A 15,996-nucleotide genomic window follows, 5' to 3' on the forward strand; every position below is an offset into this window, starting at 1 on the left:
GGGTTATCAGGCACTGCTCGAACTGGAGCGCGAGCTCAATTCCATGGCCGCCGATGCCGACGACGAAGGCACCGCTTCGCAGATGAGCGACTACATCCGCGAGCAGGAAAAGACCGTGTGGATGCTCAGCGCCTACCTAGGCTGATTCGCGCTAGGTCATTCCGTTCAAGACACCGCCCGGCCTTGTGCCGGGCGGTGTCATTAGGACTCCCCACGTGTCTCGTCGCCGGAAGAGCTATCTTCAGCGTCGGGCTCGTCGTCCGCCATGTCGTCCAGTTCTTCAGCGTCCACCTGCTCAGTCAGATGCGTTGGCAGGTCGCGCTTCATGCGCACGCCGAGACGCTTGAGCATCAGCGCCTGGCTGACCAGGCTCCCCTGCCCTGTTGAAAGGCGCCCCATCGCTTGCCGGTAGCTACTGTCGGCGCGCTCCAGATGTCGGCCAACGTCCTCGAGGCTATCCACGAAGCCACGAAACTTGTCGAGCAACTTGCCCGCCCGTGCGGCGATGACGCGGGCGTTGTCGTTCTGGCGCTCCAGCGTCCAGAGACTGGCCACGGTTCTCAAGCTCGCCAGCAGCGTGGTCGGCGTGACCACCACGATGTCGCGCGAGAAGGCGTCCTGGAAGAGCGTTTCATCATGCTGGAAGGCCACCGCGAACGCCGGTTCGACGGGCATGAACAGGAACACGAAATCCGGTGAGTTTAGCCCCGGCAAGTGCGGATAGTCGCGCCCGGAGAGCGTGTCGATATGCGCACGCACCGCCTGGACATGGTCCTTCAATGCCTGTGTACGCGTCGCGTCATCCTCGGCGTTGACGTAGCGCACATAGGCGTTGAGCGAGACCTTGGCATCGACGATCAGGTGGCGATTATCGGGCAGGTAGATAACCGCGTCGGGACGCTGACGCCCCGACTCTCCCTCCACCGAGACCTCGCGCTTGTATTCGATATCACGGCGCAGCCCCGAGCGCTCGAGCACCGATTCGAGTATCACCTCGCCCCAATCGCCCTGCATCTTCTTATCGCCCTTGAGCGCGCGCGTCAAGTTGGCGGCTTCCTCGGTGATCTGGCGATTCAGCGAGGAGAGATGCTCGATCTGCGTCTTGAGGGTCGAGCGCTCGCGCAGCGATTGGCCATGGATTTCCTCCAGGCGCGCCCGGAAGTCGCCTACCTGCTCGCGAAAAGGCGCCAGCATGGCCTCGAGATTCTCGCGACTCTGGGTATTGAACGTTTGCTGGCGTTCCTCGAAGATCCGCCCCGCCAACGCCTCGAAGTCCTTGGTGAGACGTGTCCGCGCCTCCTCGAGCAGGGCGAGCTTCTCGGCATGATGGGAGCGCTCCTGTTCGAGCTGCGTTTCCAGGCGACCATGCCGTTCGCGTAGCGCCGCGAGTTGCTCCTGGCGGTCATCTAGATCGCGTTCGCGTTGCCCCAACAGGCGCTGGGTCTCGAGGCTCTGCTCGCGCACGGCGTCTAGTTGGGCATCGCTCTGGGCCAGTTCGCGCTCCAACCGAGCACGTGTTTCCTCGGTTTCGGCATAGTGACGCTGGGCACGCTCGGCCTCGTGCTCGGCCGTTTCGCGACGCGTGCGTTCACGTCGCCATGCTATACCGAGCGTCAGCGCGGCGAGCACCAGGACAGCCGCAAGAAGGAGAAGATAAGCGACAGGGAACATGCTGGACATGGGCGTGATACCGGCAATGAAAACTTTCGATTGAAACGTTCAGTGAAAACTCTCGACTAGATACTCGATTAAACACTTCGCGCGCGCCACCTTCCCCCACTCCGCCGCATGACGCAAGCGGCCCGGGGCTTGAAGTCCCGCCTTGATGGCCCAAACTCAATCAGTGAAGCTGCCTGATACCGGACTAGGATCGCCCGGTGGTGGCTGTTGTCATCCATGAAGCATCACGACCAGGAGGTCACGATGAGTCAATCGCAGTCAGGTAAACGTGTCGCCATCCTCGCCACCGACGGTTTCGAGGAATCCGAACTTTCCGCACCGCGTGCCGCCTTGAAGAGTCAGGGCGTCGAAGTGCAAGTGGTCACCCCCGAAGGCAAAGGCATTCGTGCCTGGGCCGAAACCGACTGGGGCGACATCTACGAGGCCGACAAGGCCTTGAGCGATGTCGACGCCACCACTTATCACGCGCTGGTGCTGCCCGGCGGGCTCTTCAATCCCGATGAACTGCGCCTCAACGAAAAAGCGCTCGCCTTCGTGCATGGCTTCTTCGAAGCGGGCAAGCCAGTGGCTGCGATCTGCCATGCACCGTGGATCCTGATCAACGCCGATGTCGTCGACGGGCGCAAGATGACCTCGGTCGCCTCCGTGGGACAAGACCTCAAGAACGCTGGCGCCCAATGGGTCGATGAGCCGGTCGTCGTCGATAACGGCTTGGTTACCAGTCGCACGCCCCAAGACATGGACGCTTTCAATGCCAAACTGATCGAGGAGCTAGCCGAAGGTCGCCATAGCGGACAGCACGCCTGATGGCTCCCCACCGACCACAATCGACGTCCGCCTCGCATGAGGCGGACGTTTTGCGTACCGCCGAGAGCGGCGGCCCGCGACGCGGCATTCGAATGCCTTCACGACGCCTGCATTTCGCCGTCAAGAGCCTGTTACGGATCTTCGCGAGGCCGATGAAATCGGATCGCGGTCAAGGCGGGCCGGTCGTCCATCCCTATCGTGGTTACGGCACGCATCGCGAGGCGTTCCTGATGGGGCGGGTCTTCCGTCAGGTAGGGCTGGCGCGCGTCATCCCTAGACGCGGGGCGCTACGCGACGCCGCAGACGTGACTCGACGCCTGGCACGGCGCGGTTTTCCAGATGCCGAGGTGCGTATTCGTCTGGGCGACAATAGCGCCACCGTCACCACCGACCACGACGGCTATTTCGATGTCCGCCTGCCGCTCGACATTCCGCTCGACGAGCACGTTTCATGGCATCGTGCCGAGCTCGAGGTCATGACGGCCGACCGCGACAACGTCCGCTCGCGCGCCGATGTCTATATTCCACCACCAAATACCGATCTAATGGTGATCAGCGACATCGACGACACGGTGATGTACACCGGCGTCGCCGACAAGCTGCGTATGCTGTATCGCCTATTCGTCGAGAAGGCGCATCGACGCACCGCCTTTCCCGGCGTTGCCGAACTCTATCAGGCCTTGCATGCGGGCACGGCGGGCGACTCACGGCGACCGATACTCTACGTCTCGCGAGGCCCTTGGAGCATCTACGAGGTGCTCGAGGCGTTCTTCCAGCTCAACCATATTCCCGTCGGGCCGATCCTTTTCCTGCGCGAATGGGGAATTTCCTGGCGCCATCCCTGGCCACGCCGCGCCGAGGATCATAAGTACGACTTGATCACGCAGATGCTCACGTTGTTCGACACGTTGCCCTGCGTGCTGATCGGGGATAGCGGTCAACACGATCCCGAAATCTACACGCGTATCGTCAAGGAGAACCCGGACCGCGTGAAGACGATCTACATCCGTCGCGTCGACCGCAAGCCCGACCGCGAAGCGGCCATCGCCCGACTGCGCGAGGAGATCGAACATACCGATTGCGAGCTGCTGCTGAGCGATGACAGTGCCGCCATGGCCGCGCATGCGCGCGACCGAGGTTATATCTCCGAGACGGGGCTGGAAGCGGTACGTCAAGCGTCGCGCTGATTCACGCCGCTCGCGCCGTGGCCAAGTCTTCGATCACGGCACGCAGGACTTGCCAGAACTCATCCACGGAATCGAGTTCGACCCGCTCCGCTGGCGAGTGGGCGCCGCGGATCAAGGGACCGAAGGAGATCATCTCCAACTGCGGGTACTTGCCACCGAGAATGCCGCATTCAAGCCCGGCGTGGATGACCTTCACGTCCGGGTCGACTCCAGTCTGCTCGAGGTGCAGACGACGAAAGCGCGCCAACAGCGTGCTCTCGGGGTCCGGCGTCCAGCCGGGATAGGCGTTCTCGACCCGCGTTTCGGCGCCGATCAGCGAGAACAATGCCCGGAAGCGGTCAGCGAGATCTTGTGTGGCACTATCGCGCAACGAGCGTACCAGAGCGCATAGATGGAAACGCCCGGCCTCGAGCTTGACCACGCCCAGATTGTTGGACGTTTCCACCACGCCCGGCACTTCAACGCTCATGCGCTCGACGCCGCACGGCGCCACATGCAGCGCCGCGATCAGCAGGCGACTGGCAGCCTCAGTGAGTGGCGCCTCGGGCTCGCCGGGCTCAAGGGCGAGTTGCACGTCTTCGTCGATTCCCGCCAGTTCGCTGGCAAGTTCGGCCTGCAGTTCGGCCAGCCGCTGCGTGACCGCGTCTTCTTCGTCGGCGGGTAGCGCGATGCTGGCGAAGGCCTCGCGCGGCAGCGCATTGCGCAGCGTGCCGCCGTGATAGGCGACGAGGCAGGCACCGAACGGTTCCAGGGCGCGCAGAACCCGCACCAGCAAGCGATTGGCGTTGCCGCGCCCTTTGTGGATGTCGATACCCGAGTGGCCGCCCACTAGCCCGGTCAAAGCAACGCGTCGCACGATTTCGCCCTCGCCGAGATCCCGCGTGGGCAGCCGCGCACCGACGACCACATCGGCCCCGCCGGCACATCCGATATACACCTGCCCACGATCCTCGGAGTCGAGATTGAGCAGATAACGCCCCTGCAGCCAGCCCTCGTCGAGTCCCAGCGCACCGCGCATGGAGGCTTCTTCTTCCAGCGTGAACAACACCTCGAGCGGGCCATGGCGCAAGGTATCGTCCTCGAGGATCGCCAGCGCAGCGGCCACCCCCATGCCGTTGTCCGCGCCCAGGGTGGTCTCATGGGCATGCAGCCAGCCGTCTTCGACGTAGGTGTCGAGCGCATCGCGGGTAAAATCATGCGGGTGATCGGCATTGGCCTGGGCGACCATATCCAGATGCCCCTGCAGGATGACGCCGGGAAACGCCTCGCATCCCTTAGAGGCTGGCTTGCGAATCTTGAGGTTACCGGCGGCGTCGCGTTCATGCGTCAATCCGCGTTCGTCGGCCCAGGCGGTGAGCGTCTCTACCAGGCGCTGTTCATGACCGGAGGGACGCGGCGTATTGCACAACGTGCGGAAATGGCGCCACAGCGGTTCGGGAGAGAGTTGCAGAAGATGATCGTTCATGGGAAATCGTTCCTGTTGGGAGCCGCCGACATCGCGCGCCACGTCTCCCGGTAACGACAAACGATCAAGGAATGACGACGCAGCACGTGTCGGGCGTCATGACACCTTACGCGCTGAATCGCGCAACGCAAGCCCACCGACAGCGACAGTCATGGCGTCGGATTCAAGCGACACTGCAAGATGCCCGACAGGCGGCGCCAGTGGGCGAGCCGGGCCTGGCGTCCCATCGCACGCGTCGCCTCGACATCACGCCCCTGGAACAACGTCGCGGCCCAATCGTGCAGTGCTCTTGTGTCCTCGTCCGGCATCTCGTCGGCAGCTTCCTGCGGCTGGCGGCGCCACCAGGCCAGCCAGACCCGACACAGCCAGGGCCGTGCGAGGGCCAGCTCACCGCCGCCCTGCGCGAAGCGCTCCAGGCGTGCGCATAGATCGGCATTCACCTCGGGCGCCGCTCCCTCGTACAGCAGCGCCATGACGACATCGGTCTCCAGATGCGCCAGCTCGAAGGCCAGCAGGCTCGGCAGCAGGTGCTGGAAGTCATCCGACCAGGCCGACAACGACGCTTCCGCCTGGATCGTCAGCGCCTGCCCCATCATCAGCGCGTGTTCACCGCTCGCCGCTTCGCGGGTCAGCCCCAAACGCAGCGAGATGAATCCCAAACGCCGCCAGAAGGCGATCAGTGTCGCCTCGGCGCCGAAACTCACGCCCAGATGCGCGACGTCGTGCATGCGAGCCGCAGTGGCCACGGCCTCGACCAGTGCCCGCCCCACGCCGCGCCGCCGCGCGGCGGGATGCACGGCGATGCGCATGATGCGCCACCAGCGCGATGTCAGCGCCGTCTGCCAGCCACCATGCGCCGCCAACGACTGCGCCAGTAGATGACCGCGGGGACGACGCTCGCCGAGCACGACGCGCTCGGCCAGATCGTCGGGAAAACCGCCCTCCGCCTGCACCTGGCATACCCCGAGACAGGTATCGCCGACATAAGCCGCCGCGAGTTGCACGTCCGGGCCGTCGAGCAGTTGGCGCAAATCACTCGGGGAGGTGCGGTAATGCGCCTGCACCAGCAGACCGAACAGCGCCTCGAGGGCGTGCTCGTCATGGGCCAGTGCCTCCCGGTCGAGCCAGCGAATGCGCAGTGGCGCGGCAGCCAGCGCCTCTTCGGCCTGGCCATCGTCGTCCGGCGCGGCATCGAGCAGCAGCATGTCACGGGTCAGACGCTCGAGAGGATCGCCATCGGCCCAGCGGACCGGCTCGCGCAGATGGATCTCGCGCCAATCGGGCGTACGGCGCGATAGGCGCGCGTAAAAACGCACCTGGAAGCCACGTCCGGTGCCTTCGTAACCATGCACGGTGGTGGCGAAAGCAAGACGTGGGAAAGCGTCCAGCCAACGTGCCAACAGTGGCGTGGGGATGGCCGCCGCCTCATCGACGAACAGCGTCGGCGGCGCGTGACACTCCACGCCCGGCTCACTCAGGGCCGCCATGATGGCGTCCGGGGCGAGAAAGCGCACCTCGCACTCGCCCGCCTCCAGTGTGACGTGAAAGCGCGCCTCGGCGCGGTGCCCATGGGGATACAAAGCAGCCAAGCGCTCGAACAACGGCTCGATCGCTGCCCGACGTGGTGCAGTAACCCACAGCGTTGTTTCGCCTGCCGCCAGCCGTCGCGCGGCAGCGATGCCCAGCGCGGCCGACTTGCCACGTCCCCGATCGGCACTCAGGACCACGGGGCGCCGACGGCGCAGCCGCGTCAGCCGATGCACGGCCTCTTGCTGATCATGCGTCATACAGACGTCATCGAGAGAAGGCTCTGTGGGCGCGCTCGCCTCGGGCAGGCGACCGGAACACGGCGTGGCGTGCTCATCAGCCCAGCGCCAGAGGCTGGGCTCACGGAGCAAGCCGCGTGCCAGACGCGTCAGGTAATGGGCGCTCAGAGTCGTCGGCGAATGAGGCCAATGTGCCAGACGCACATAGTCGGCATCCGGATGGGCCTGGCCGCCGGCCCACTCCGCAGGCGTCAGCACGACCAGCAGCCCACCGGCACGCAGCGTACCGCTCAACGCCCCGAAGGCATCCGGATCGAAGCCCGGTTCGTCGCCGGCATCGATGATGATCAGATCATGCTCGCGTCCCAGGCGGGTGCGTGCCTGACGCGGAGCAAGCGCGTCGATGCTTTCTTGGGGGGCGACCGAACCGACCCACAAGGGTGCTTGCCACGTGCGTGCTCGCCATAGAGAAATTGCACGCGCACGTGCCTTCTCGGAAGACGCAGGTATCCAGATGATGCCGCGATGGCGACGTTCACGGCAGGCGTCGATCAAGGCATCCAGCCATGCGATGGAGGACGTCATGTCATCCGAGGGGGCATTCATGCGTCATCTCCCTTGCAGTATCCGCCCTCGACAGCCTCTCACGAACGTTCACAGACTCTCACAACTACGCACGCCCGCGAAGCGATTCGCGGGCGAGGTCGTCGGCGTCAGGCTGTCACCGCGCGGCGCGGCTAAGCGGTCTCACTCCAGGCCGTCGAGGTAGCGCTCAGCATCGAGCGCCGCCATGCACCCGGTACCCGCAGAGGTTACCGCTTGACGGTAGACGTGGTCCATCACGTCGCCGGAGGCAAAGACACCCGGCACGCTGGTCATGGTGGCATTGCCGTCGAGGCCCGACTTGACCCGAATATAGCCGCTGTTCATGTCCAGCTGGCCTTCGAAGATGCCCGTATTCGGCGAATGGCCAATGGCGACGAACAGCCCCGGCGCCTGAATCTCGCGCGAAGCGCCATCGACGGTGGAGATCAAACGCACGCCGGTGACGCCGGTGTTGTCACCCAGCACTTCCTCGAGGGTGTGGTTCCAGACGATTTCCATATTGCCATTCTCGACTTTGTCGAACAGCTTATCCTGCAGGATCTTCTCGGCACGCAGACTATCGCGGCGATGCACCAGCGTGACCTTGGTCGCGATATTGGACAGATACAGCGCTTCCTCGACGGCGGTGTTGCCCCCGCCGATAACCACGACTTCCTGACCGCGATAGAAGAAGCCATCGCAGGTCGCGCAGGCAGATACGCCCTGCCCCATGAACTTCTCTTCCGATGGCAGCCCCAGGTAACGCGCGCTGGCACCGGTGGAAATGATCAAGGAATCGCAGGTATAGGTGCCGTTTTCGCCCTTGAGCACGAACGGACGCTCACGCAGCTCGACCTCGTTGATATGATCGAATAGCACCTCGGTATCGAAACGCTCGGCATGGCTACGCATGCGCTCCATCAATTCCGGTCCCTGAACGCCTTCGGTGTCGCCCGGCCAGTTGTCCACGTCGGTGGTAGTCGTCAACTGACCGCCAGCCTGCATACCGGTAATCAGCAGCGGCTTGAGATTGGCACGTGCCGCATAGACGGCCGCCGTGTAACCGGCCGGGCCGGAACCGAGAATGATCAGTCGTTCGTGACGCACGTCGCTCATGGGGAAACCTCGCTTACGGGATACGCTGGCCGGCAACTGGACCAAAGAATGCTGTGTGGCATGCACGCGTTACGTGCAGGCCACACACCATTCGCTGCAAACGCTTGTCGACACAAAAGGCGGCCTGTTGGCCGCCCTTTGTTGCAAACGTGTCAACGCTTACAGTTCGTCGGAGTGCGTGCCCAGGTACTTGGCAACGCCTTCGGCGGTGTCTTTCATACCTTCCTGACCTTCGTCCCAGCCAGCGGGGCAGACTTCACCGTTTTTCTGGTGGAACTGGAGCGCCTTGACCATGCGCAGCATCTCGTCGACGTTGCGGCCCAGCGGCAGGTTGTTGATGGTCTGGTGCTGGACGACACCGTCTTCGTCGATCAGGAAGGACGCGCGCAGGGCGACGCCGGCTTCCGGATGCTCGATACCGAAGGCTTGCGTGATCTCGTGCTTGACGTCAGCCACCATCGGGAAGCCGACTTCACCAATGCCGCCCTTCTCGGGAGAAGTCTTGCGCCATGCGTGGTGAGTGAACTGAGAGTCGATGGATACACCGATCACTTCAACGCCGAGATCACGGAACTGCGCCAGACGGTTGTCATGCGCGATGATCTCGGACGGGCAAACGAAGGTAAAGTCCAGCGGCCAGAAGAAGACGACACGCATTTTGCCGTTGGTTTCGGACAGCTTGAAGTCGTCGACGATGGTGCCATCGCCCAGAACCGCTGCCGCTTCAAAATCGGGTACCTGACGTCCAACCAATACGCTCATTCGTTTCTCCTGAAAAGTTGGGTGGATGACTATGATTAAACCACGCCAAGACTACCGGCGGGATTCTCTTATGCCAATTTGATTGGCCCAATGGGCAATATAGGCACTCCCTATCGGGCCGATATACCGTGCTTGCCATAGCGGTATTCCCGTAGGGCAGCACTCAAAATACGTCGTCGTCTTGCCCTAGCATGACGTCCTCGAGTTCGCCGCTGAACGGCGATACTGTCACACGCACCTGAATCGGCGCACAGCACTGAGGGCAATCTTCCCAAGTAGCGTGACTACCCACACTGCTATCGATCAACATCTCGAAAGAGGCGTCGCAATAAGGGCACGTCGCCGGCCATGACAACAACATTTCTTCATTCATACCGACTCCTGGCGTCCTCGAGTACGGCGCATTACCGAAGGAATATCGGGCCACTCTTGCCTTCTTTCAAGCCAATGCGTCGAGATCCGCGCACAAGACTGGTGTGACACGCTTCAGGCATTGCCTACTTGCCACCTTGGTAACATGGGCGCGCTTGAAATAAAGGCTTATCATGACAATATCTCCGGTATCGATGATATTGTAGACATTGTCGAAGGAACCTGACTCGCGGCGAACCGAGCCATCGGATGGTCTCCAGACCTTTCCAGCATATCAAGGGCAACGTGGTTCGGCGTTCGCCATGAAAAATCGTCCAGCTTTGATGAGGAGGGGGGCCCATGTCCGAAGCTCCACAGAATACGTTATCGACACTCGATGTCGGCGATCATACCTACCACTATTATAGTCTTGACAAGGCCGCCCAAGCGTTCGGCGACGCTTCGCGCCTGCCCATGACACTCAAGGTATTGCTCGAGAACCAGCTGCGCTACGGCGACGATGAAAGCGTCTCCCCCGACGACATGCAGGCCCTCGTCGACTGGCAGAAGGAAGGACGCTCCACTCGCGAAATCGGCTATCGTCCGGCACGCGTGCTGATGCAAGACTTCACCGGCGTTCCCGGGGTCGTGGACCTGGCCGCCATGCGCGACGCCGTCAAGCGTCTCGGCGAATCTGCCGACCGCATCAATCCGCTCTCCCCCGTGGACCTGGTCATCGACCACTCGGTGATGGTCGATCACTACGGTGATCCTTCGTCGTTCAAGGACAACGTCGCCATCGAAATGGAGCGCAACCGCGAACGTTACGAATTCCTGCGCTGGGGCCAGCAGGCGTTCGATAATTTCCGCGTCGTGCCACCGGGTACCGGTATCTGCCACCAGGTCAACCTGGAGTATCTCGGCAAGACGGTGTGGACGAAGGAAGAAAACGGCAAGACGTTCGCCTATCCGGACACACTCGTGGGTACCGATTCCCACACCACCATGATCAACGGCCTGGGCGTCCTTGGTTGGGGCGTGGGCGGCATCGAAGCCGAGGCCGCGATGCTTGGCCAGCCGGTCTCGATGCTGATCCCCGAGGTCATCGGCTTCAAGCTCACCGGCAAACTGCGCGAAGGCATCACCGCTACCGATCTGGTGCTGACGGTCACTCAGATGCTGCGCCAGAAAGGCGTGGTGGGTAAATTCGTCGAATTCTACGGCGATGGCCTCAAGGACCTGCCGCTGGCGGACCGCGCCACCATCGGCAACATGGCGCCCGAATACGGTGCCACCTGCGGGTTCTTCCCGGTCGACGAAGAAACGCTCAACTACATGCGCCTCACCGGCCGTGACGAACATCAGATCGAGCTCGTCGAAGCCTATACCAAGGCGCAGGGGCTGTGGCGCGAACCCGGTGCTGAGCCGATCTTCAGCGATGCCCTGCACCTCGACATGAACGAAGTCGAGTCCAGTCTGGCCGGGCCCAAGCGTCCGCAGGACCGTGTCGCCCTGACCGACATGAAGTCCACCTTCGAGAAGATCCTCAGCGATCGCAAGCCGGACGTCGCGTCCACCGAGCAAGGCAAGTGGCTCTCCGAAGGCGGGCAGACCGCCGTGGGTACCGACGAGAGTCTGGAGCACGAAGACAGCCAGGCTTGCGAGGTCGATGGCGAGAAGTTCAAGCTCAACCCGGGCGCCGTGGTCATCGCCGCCATTACCTCGTGCACCAACACCTCCAACCCCAGCGTGATGCTGGCCGCCGGATTGTTGGCACGCAAGGCCGTCGAGAAGGGCCTCACCACCAAGCCGTGGGTCAAGACATCACTGGCACCTGGCTCCAAGGTGGTCACCGACTACCTCGACGCCAGCGGCACTCAGAGCGATCTCAACGAACTGGGCTTCAACCTGGTCGGCTATGGCTGCACCACCTGCATCGGTAACTCCGGCCCCTTGCACGAGCCGATCGAGAAAGCCATCGAAGATGGCGATCTGACGGTAGCCTCAGTGCTCTCCGGCAACCGTAACTTCGAAGGCCGCATCCATCCGCTGGTACCCACCAACTGGCTGGCGTCACCGCCCCTGGTCGTGGCTTATGCCCTGGCCGGCAACATGCGCATCGATCTTTCCAAGGATCCGTTAGGCAAGGATCAAGACGGCAATCCAGTGTATCTGAAGGATGTCTGGCCCAGCCAGGCGGAGATCGCCGAAGCCGTCGAACAGGTCAGAACCGAGATGTATCGCAAGGAATACAGCGAGGTCTTCGAGGGTGACGAGATCTGGAAGTCGCTCGATGTACCGGAAAGCGATGTCTACGCGTGGAACAACAAGTCCACCTACATCCAGCATCCGCCGTTCTTCGAAGGCATGGGTAAGGAACCCGCGCCGCTGGAGGACGTCAAGAGTGCCAACGTGCTGGCCATGTTCGGCGACTCGGTGACCACCGACCATATCTCGCCCGCCGGCGCGATCAAGCCCGACAGCCCTGCCGGCCGTTATCTGCAGGAAAACGGCGTCAAGCCTGCGGATTTCAACTCCTACGGCTCACGGCGCGGCAACCACGAAGTGATGATGCGCGGCACCTTCGCCAACGTACGCATCAAAAACGAGATGCTCGATGACGTCGTGGGCGGCTATACCCGCCACGTGCCCAGCGGCGAACAGATGGCGATCTACGACGCGGCGATGAAATACGTCGAGAAGGACACGCCGCTGGTGGTGGTCGCCGGCAAGGAATACGGTACTGGCTCCAGCCGCGACTGGGCGGCCAAGGGTACGCGGCTGCTCGGCGTGCGTGCCGTGCTTGCCGAATCCTACGAGCGCATCCACCGCTCCAACCTGATCGGTATGGGCGTATTGCCGCTGCAGTTCCCCGAGGGCGAGGACCGTAAGTCACTGGGCATGACCGGCGACGAAACGGTGTCCATCGAAGGCATCGCCGATATCGAGCCTGGCGCCAAGGTCAAGGTGACCATCGCATCGAGTAAAGGCGAGAAGAAGATCGAAGCGCTGTGCCGCATCGATACCGCCAACGAGATGGCCTACTATCGCCACGGCGGCATTCTGCACTATGTGCTGCGCAGCATGTTGCAGTAAGCAATAGCGCGCTGAGCTAGCGCTATCTAGTACCATAAAAAAGCAACACCCCGTCGGCATCGCCGGCGGGGTGTTTTTTGTCGATGGGTCGAAAGGCGTGCGTTTAGAAGGCGCGGCGACGATAGGTGCGGTAACGCGGATACCAGAAGTGACGCTCGATGGCGTTCCACAGCGCTTCGTCGCTAGAGGACAGCGCGACATTTTCCTCTTGGGCCTGCTTGGCAACGGCGAAGGCGATGTACTTGCTGATCTCGCGGATGTCGCTCAGTGAAGGCAACAGCGCGCCTTTTCCGGTCTTGACGATGGGCGCGTGCTGGGCCAACGCATTGGAAGCCGCCATCAGCATCTTGTCGGTGACGCGGGACGCGTTGGTCGCCACGACTCCCAGGCCGATGCCAGGGAAGATATAAGCGTTGTTGCACTGGGCGATCGCCACGTCGCGCTCGCCGACGCGCACCGGCGGGAAGGGGCTGCCCGTGGCTACCAGCGCTTCGCCCCGAGTCCAGTCGAGAACGTCCTGGGGAACAGCCTCGACCTTGGACGTCGGGTTGGAAAGCGGCATCACCAGCGGCTGAGCGCAGCCGGCGTGCAGCGTCTTGATCACCTCCTCGGTGAACAGGCCGCTTTGCCCGGAAACCCCGATCAATACGCTAGGCTTGGCATTGCGCACCACGTCGAGCAGGTCGCGGTCCTGGGTCTCCCAGTCGCTCAAGGTGGCGGTCTCGTGCGCGAGACGCTGCTGGAAGTCGTAGAGCCCCTCCATGTCACTGGTCAACAACCCGAAACGGTCGATCATGTAGATGCGCTGACGCGCCTCGGCCTCGCTCAGACCTTCCATCGTCATCGCCACGACGATCTGCTCGGCGATACCGCAGCCCGCAGAGCCGGCCCCGAGAAACGCGATGGTCTGATCCTTGAGCGCCTCGCCCTTGGTCTTGCAGGCCGCCAGCAGCGTGCCCACACACACCGACGCCGTACCCTGGATATCGTCGTTGAAGCAGCACAGCTGGTCGCGATAACGCTCGAGCAGCGGCATGGCGTTGGTCTGGGCGAAGTCCTCGAACTGCAACAGCACGTTGGGCCAGCGCCGTTGCAGCGCCTCCATGAACATACCGATGAACTCGTCGTACTCTTCCTGACTGACCCGTGGGTGGCGCCAGCCCATGTACATGGGGTCGTCGAGCAGCTTCTGATTGTTGGTGCCCACGTCGAGCACGATGGGCAGCGTGTAGGCCGGGCTGATGCCGCCGCAGGCGGTATACAGCGACAGCTTGCCGATGGGGATGCCCATACCCCCGATGCCCTGATCGCCCAGCCCCAGGATACGTTCACCGTCGGTGGCCACGATCACGCGCACCTTGTCCTTGGTAGCGCTACGCAGGATATCGTCCATGCGGTGACGGTCGGGATACGAGATGAAGAGCCCGCGGTGATTACGGTAAATATTGGAGAACTCTTCGCATGCCTCACCTACCGTAGGGGTATAGATGATCGGCAGCATTTCCTCGAGATGCTCTTCCAGCAGGCGGAAGAACAGCGTCTCGTTATCGTCCTGAATCGACCGCAGATAAATGTGCTTGTCGAGGTTGTTCTGACACAAAGTGTACTGGTGATAAGCGCGCTCGAGTTGCTCTTCGATGCTCTCGACATTCTGCGGCAACAACCCCACCAGGTTGAACTCGACACGCTCTTCGCTGGTAAAGGCGCTGCCCTTGTTGAGTAGCGGCATCTCCAGCAGTGAGGGGCCGGCATAAGGAATATAAAGGGGACGCTTGGATGTTTCGCTCATCGTTTGCCTCACGCAGGTGACGGAACTCGGAGCCCTGGGGCTCCGCACGGCTCGAGCTTCACTATATCACGCCGCCTTGCCACCCGCGCACGCCACAACGATGCACGGCGCCTCAAGGGACGCCGTGCATCATTTGCGCGTGTCGATTATACGCATCAGCCACTGCGCGCCACGGGGCGTGCCGAGCCCGAGAAGAACCACGGGCGTAGCCGCACGCCCAGCATGTTGCCGGCAAACGCCGCGACCAACCACAGCCAGCCGTGCAAGCTACCCGATGAAATGCCGCCGAAATAGGCGCCGATGTTGCACCCGAACGCCAGGCGCGCCCCATAACCCAGCAGGAATCCACCGATGGCCGCCGCCACCACGGAACGTAGCGGGATGTTGAATTTCGGCGCGAAACGGCCCGCCAGTGCTGCAGCGGCCATCGCCCCCAGAATAATCCCCACGTTCATGACCGTAGTGACATCGCTCCAGACATTGGCGTTCAAGGCCGCTTGATTGCCGGCCGCCTGCCAATAGCCCCAGCCGCTGACGTCGCCGCCTAACGCCTCGAAGCCCTTGGCACCCCACAGCGCCAACGCCGAGGTAATGCCCCATGGGCGTCCGGCGAGCGCCAGCGTGATGAAATTGAGCACCGCCAAACCCACTGCGCCGGCCAATAGCGGCCAAGGGCCTTGCAGCCAACGCGAGCGGCCAGCCTCGACCTGTGGCGCCCGTTCGAGCTGACCGTGCCGGCGTCTCTCCATAGCCACCGTCACCGCCGCGATCGCGGCGAACAACGCCAGGCTCACGACGATGCCGCCGCCCACGCCGAACAGGCCATGCAGCGACGTCGGCTGGAACGCCGGCCACGTCTGCCACCAGGCAAAATGCGCCGTACCGACCAAGGAGCCGATGATGAAAAACACCAGGGTGATCACCATGCGCGCATTGCCGCCGCCCACCGTGAACAAGGTTCCCGAGGCACAGCCGCCGCCGAGCTGCATGCCCAGACCGAACAGGAATGCACCGACCAGGACCGATACCCCGATGGGTGCGATATAGCCGGAAACCGGCGTGCCAAACAGAGTACCCGCGCCCAGAGCCGGGAAGAACAGCACCACCGCCAGGGCCAGCATGACCATCTGCGCGCGCAAGCCTCGCCCACGACGCTCGGTAATGAACACCCGCCACGCGGAGGTGAAGCCGAAGGCGGCATGATAGAGCACCATGCCCAGGGCGCCCCCCACGATCATGAGCAACCCCGTGGCCGCCCCGAAGGCCGTGCCCACGGCCAGGGCGCCCAGGAGCAAGACGATTGTCGCCGCCAATGCCAACGGCGGTACGCCGCGACGCGGCGTCGGCGCAGCGGACGAAACACTGGATGCGTCAGGCATCGCAACCTCCTGT

12 protein-coding genes are annotated in these 15,996 nt (G+C 62.7%); 4 read left to right on the forward strand and 8 right to left on the reverse strand.

Translation table 11 applies throughout. The features are described from left to right. Positions 1–145: ferritin-like domain-containing protein (locus tag OP495_RS05500; RefSeq protein WP_280567814.1), on the forward strand; the 145-nt coding region annotated here is incomplete at its 5' end. Positions 146–201: 56 nt separating this feature from the next. On the opposite strand, the gene rmuC is transcribed toward OP495_RS05500, so the two are convergent. Further along, entirely contained in the window at positions 202–1,680 is a 1,479-nt protein-coding gene (gene rmuC, locus OP495_RS05505) for a DNA recombination protein RmuC (RefSeq protein ID WP_280563581.1), read from the reverse strand. 243 nt (positions 1,681–1,923) lie between these two features. Here rmuC and OP495_RS05510 point away from each other — a divergent pair, with 243 nt between their 5' ends. After that, on the forward strand, positions 1,924–2,487 hold the full coding sequence (locus OP495_RS05510) for a type 1 glutamine amidotransferase domain-containing protein (protein ID WP_280567739.1): 564 nt from the start codon (positions 1,924–1,926) through the stop codon (positions 2,485–2,487). A 92-nt stretch (positions 2,488–2,579) separates the two neighbouring features. Next, the gene (locus OP495_RS05515; RefSeq protein ID WP_280563583.1) at positions 2,580–3,674 is read left to right on the forward strand and encodes a phosphatase domain-containing protein; all 1,095 of its coding nucleotides are present in this window, start codon (positions 2,580–2,582) and stop codon (positions 3,672–3,674) included. A 1-nt stretch (position 3,675) separates the two neighbouring features. Here OP495_RS05515 and OP495_RS05520 read toward each other — a convergent pair whose 3' ends face one another. The 5 genes from OP495_RS05520 to OP495_RS05540 form a co-directional block, all read right to left on the reverse strand. Continuing rightward, positions 3,676–5,139: an aminoacyl-histidine dipeptidase gene (locus OP495_RS05520; protein WP_280563584.1), complete on the reverse strand. Its 1,464-nt coding sequence runs from the start codon at positions 5,137–5,139 to the stop codon at positions 3,676–3,678. Positions 5,140–5,288: 149 nt separating this feature from the next. Then, the gene (locus OP495_RS05525) at positions 5,289–7,511 is read right to left on the reverse strand and encodes a GNAT family N-acetyltransferase (protein ID WP_280567742.1); all 2,223 of its coding nucleotides are present in this window, start codon (positions 7,509–7,511) and stop codon (positions 5,289–5,291) included. A gap of 141 nt (positions 7,512–7,652) precedes the next feature. Next, positions 7,653–8,606: a thioredoxin-disulfide reductase gene (gene trxB, locus OP495_RS05530; protein ID WP_280563586.1), complete on the reverse strand. Its 954-nt coding sequence runs from the start codon at positions 8,604–8,606 to the stop codon at positions 7,653–7,655. A gap of 159 nt (positions 8,607–8,765) precedes the next feature. After that, positions 8,766–9,368 carry a peroxiredoxin gene (locus OP495_RS05535; protein WP_280563587.1) on the reverse strand — a complete coding sequence of 201 codons (603 nt, stop codon included), beginning with the start codon at positions 9,366–9,368 and terminating at the stop codon, positions 8,766–8,768. A 163-nt stretch (positions 9,369–9,531) separates the two neighbouring features. Next, positions 9,532–9,741: a CPXCG motif-containing cysteine-rich protein gene (locus tag OP495_RS05540; RefSeq protein WP_246919207.1), complete on the reverse strand. Its 210-nt coding sequence runs from the start codon at positions 9,739–9,741 to the stop codon at positions 9,532–9,534. 338 nt (positions 9,742–10,079) lie between these two features. Between OP495_RS05540 and acnA the strand changes: the two genes are divergently transcribed. Next, positions 10,080–12,815, forward strand: a complete 2,736-nt coding sequence (gene acnA / locus OP495_RS05545) for an aconitate hydratase AcnA (RefSeq protein ID WP_280563588.1) — start codon at positions 10,080–10,082, stop codon at positions 12,813–12,815. Between the two features lie 103 nt (positions 12,816–12,918). Here the strand turns inward: acnA and OP495_RS05550 are convergent, their stop codons facing one another. Continuing rightward, complete coding sequence (locus OP495_RS05550; RefSeq protein WP_280567743.1) at positions 12,919–14,604, reverse strand: NAD-dependent malic enzyme; 1,686 nt, start codon at positions 14,602–14,604, stop codon at positions 12,919–12,921. A gap of 155 nt (positions 14,605–14,759) precedes the next feature. Continuing rightward, positions 14,760–15,983, reverse strand: coding sequence for a YeeE/YedE family protein (locus OP495_RS05555; protein ID WP_280567745.1), 1,224 nt, complete (start codon positions 15,981–15,983; stop codon positions 14,760–14,762). Positions 15,984–15,996 lie beyond the last annotated feature (13 nt).

The sequence above is a fragment of the Chromohalobacter sp. 296-RDG genome (genome assembly GCF_029889885.1).
Classification (GTDB): Bacteria; Pseudomonadota; Gammaproteobacteria; order Pseudomonadales; family Halomonadaceae; genus Chromohalobacter.

Bases quoted from the DNA above. Each gene is read 5' to 3' on its own strand.
- rmuC (WP_280563581.1), bottom strand. From the start codon at position 1,680: ATGTCCAGCATGTTCCCTGTCGCTTATCTTCTCCTTCTTGCGGCTGTC.
- OP495_RS05525 (WP_280567742.1), bottom strand. From the start codon at position 7,511: ATGAATGCCCCCTCGGATGACATGACGTCCTCCATCGCATGGCTGGAT.
- OP495_RS05555 (WP_280567745.1), bottom strand. From the start codon at position 15,983: ATGCCTGACGCATCCAGTGTTTCGTCCGCTGCGCCGACGCCGCGTCGC.
- OP495_RS05540 (WP_246919207.1), bottom strand. From the start codon at position 9,741: ATGAATGAAGAAATGTTGTTGTCATGGCCGGCGACGTGCCCTTATTGC.
- OP495_RS05515 (WP_280563583.1), top strand. From the start codon at position 2,580: ATGCCTTCACGACGCCTGCATTTCGCCGTCAAGAGCCTGTTACGGATC.
- acnA (WP_280563588.1), top strand. From the start codon at position 10,080: ATGTCCGAAGCTCCACAGAATACGTTATCGACACTCGATGTCGGCGAT.
- OP495_RS05510 (WP_280567739.1), top strand. From the start codon at position 1,924: ATGAGTCAATCGCAGTCAGGTAAACGTGTCGCCATCCTCGCCACCGAC.
- OP495_RS05535 (WP_280563587.1), bottom strand. From the start codon at position 9,368: ATGAGCGTATTGGTTGGACGTCAGGTACCCGATTTTGAAGCGGCAGCG.
- OP495_RS05520 (WP_280563584.1), bottom strand. From the start codon at position 5,139: ATGAACGATCATCTTCTGCAACTCTCTCCCGAACCGCTGTGGCGCCAT.
- OP495_RS05550 (WP_280567743.1), bottom strand. From the start codon at position 14,604: ATGAGCGAAACATCCAAGCGTCCCCTTTATATTCCTTATGCCGGCCCC.
- trxB (WP_280563586.1), bottom strand. From the start codon at position 8,606: ATGAGCGACGTGCGTCACGAACGACTGATCATTCTCGGTTCCGGCCCG.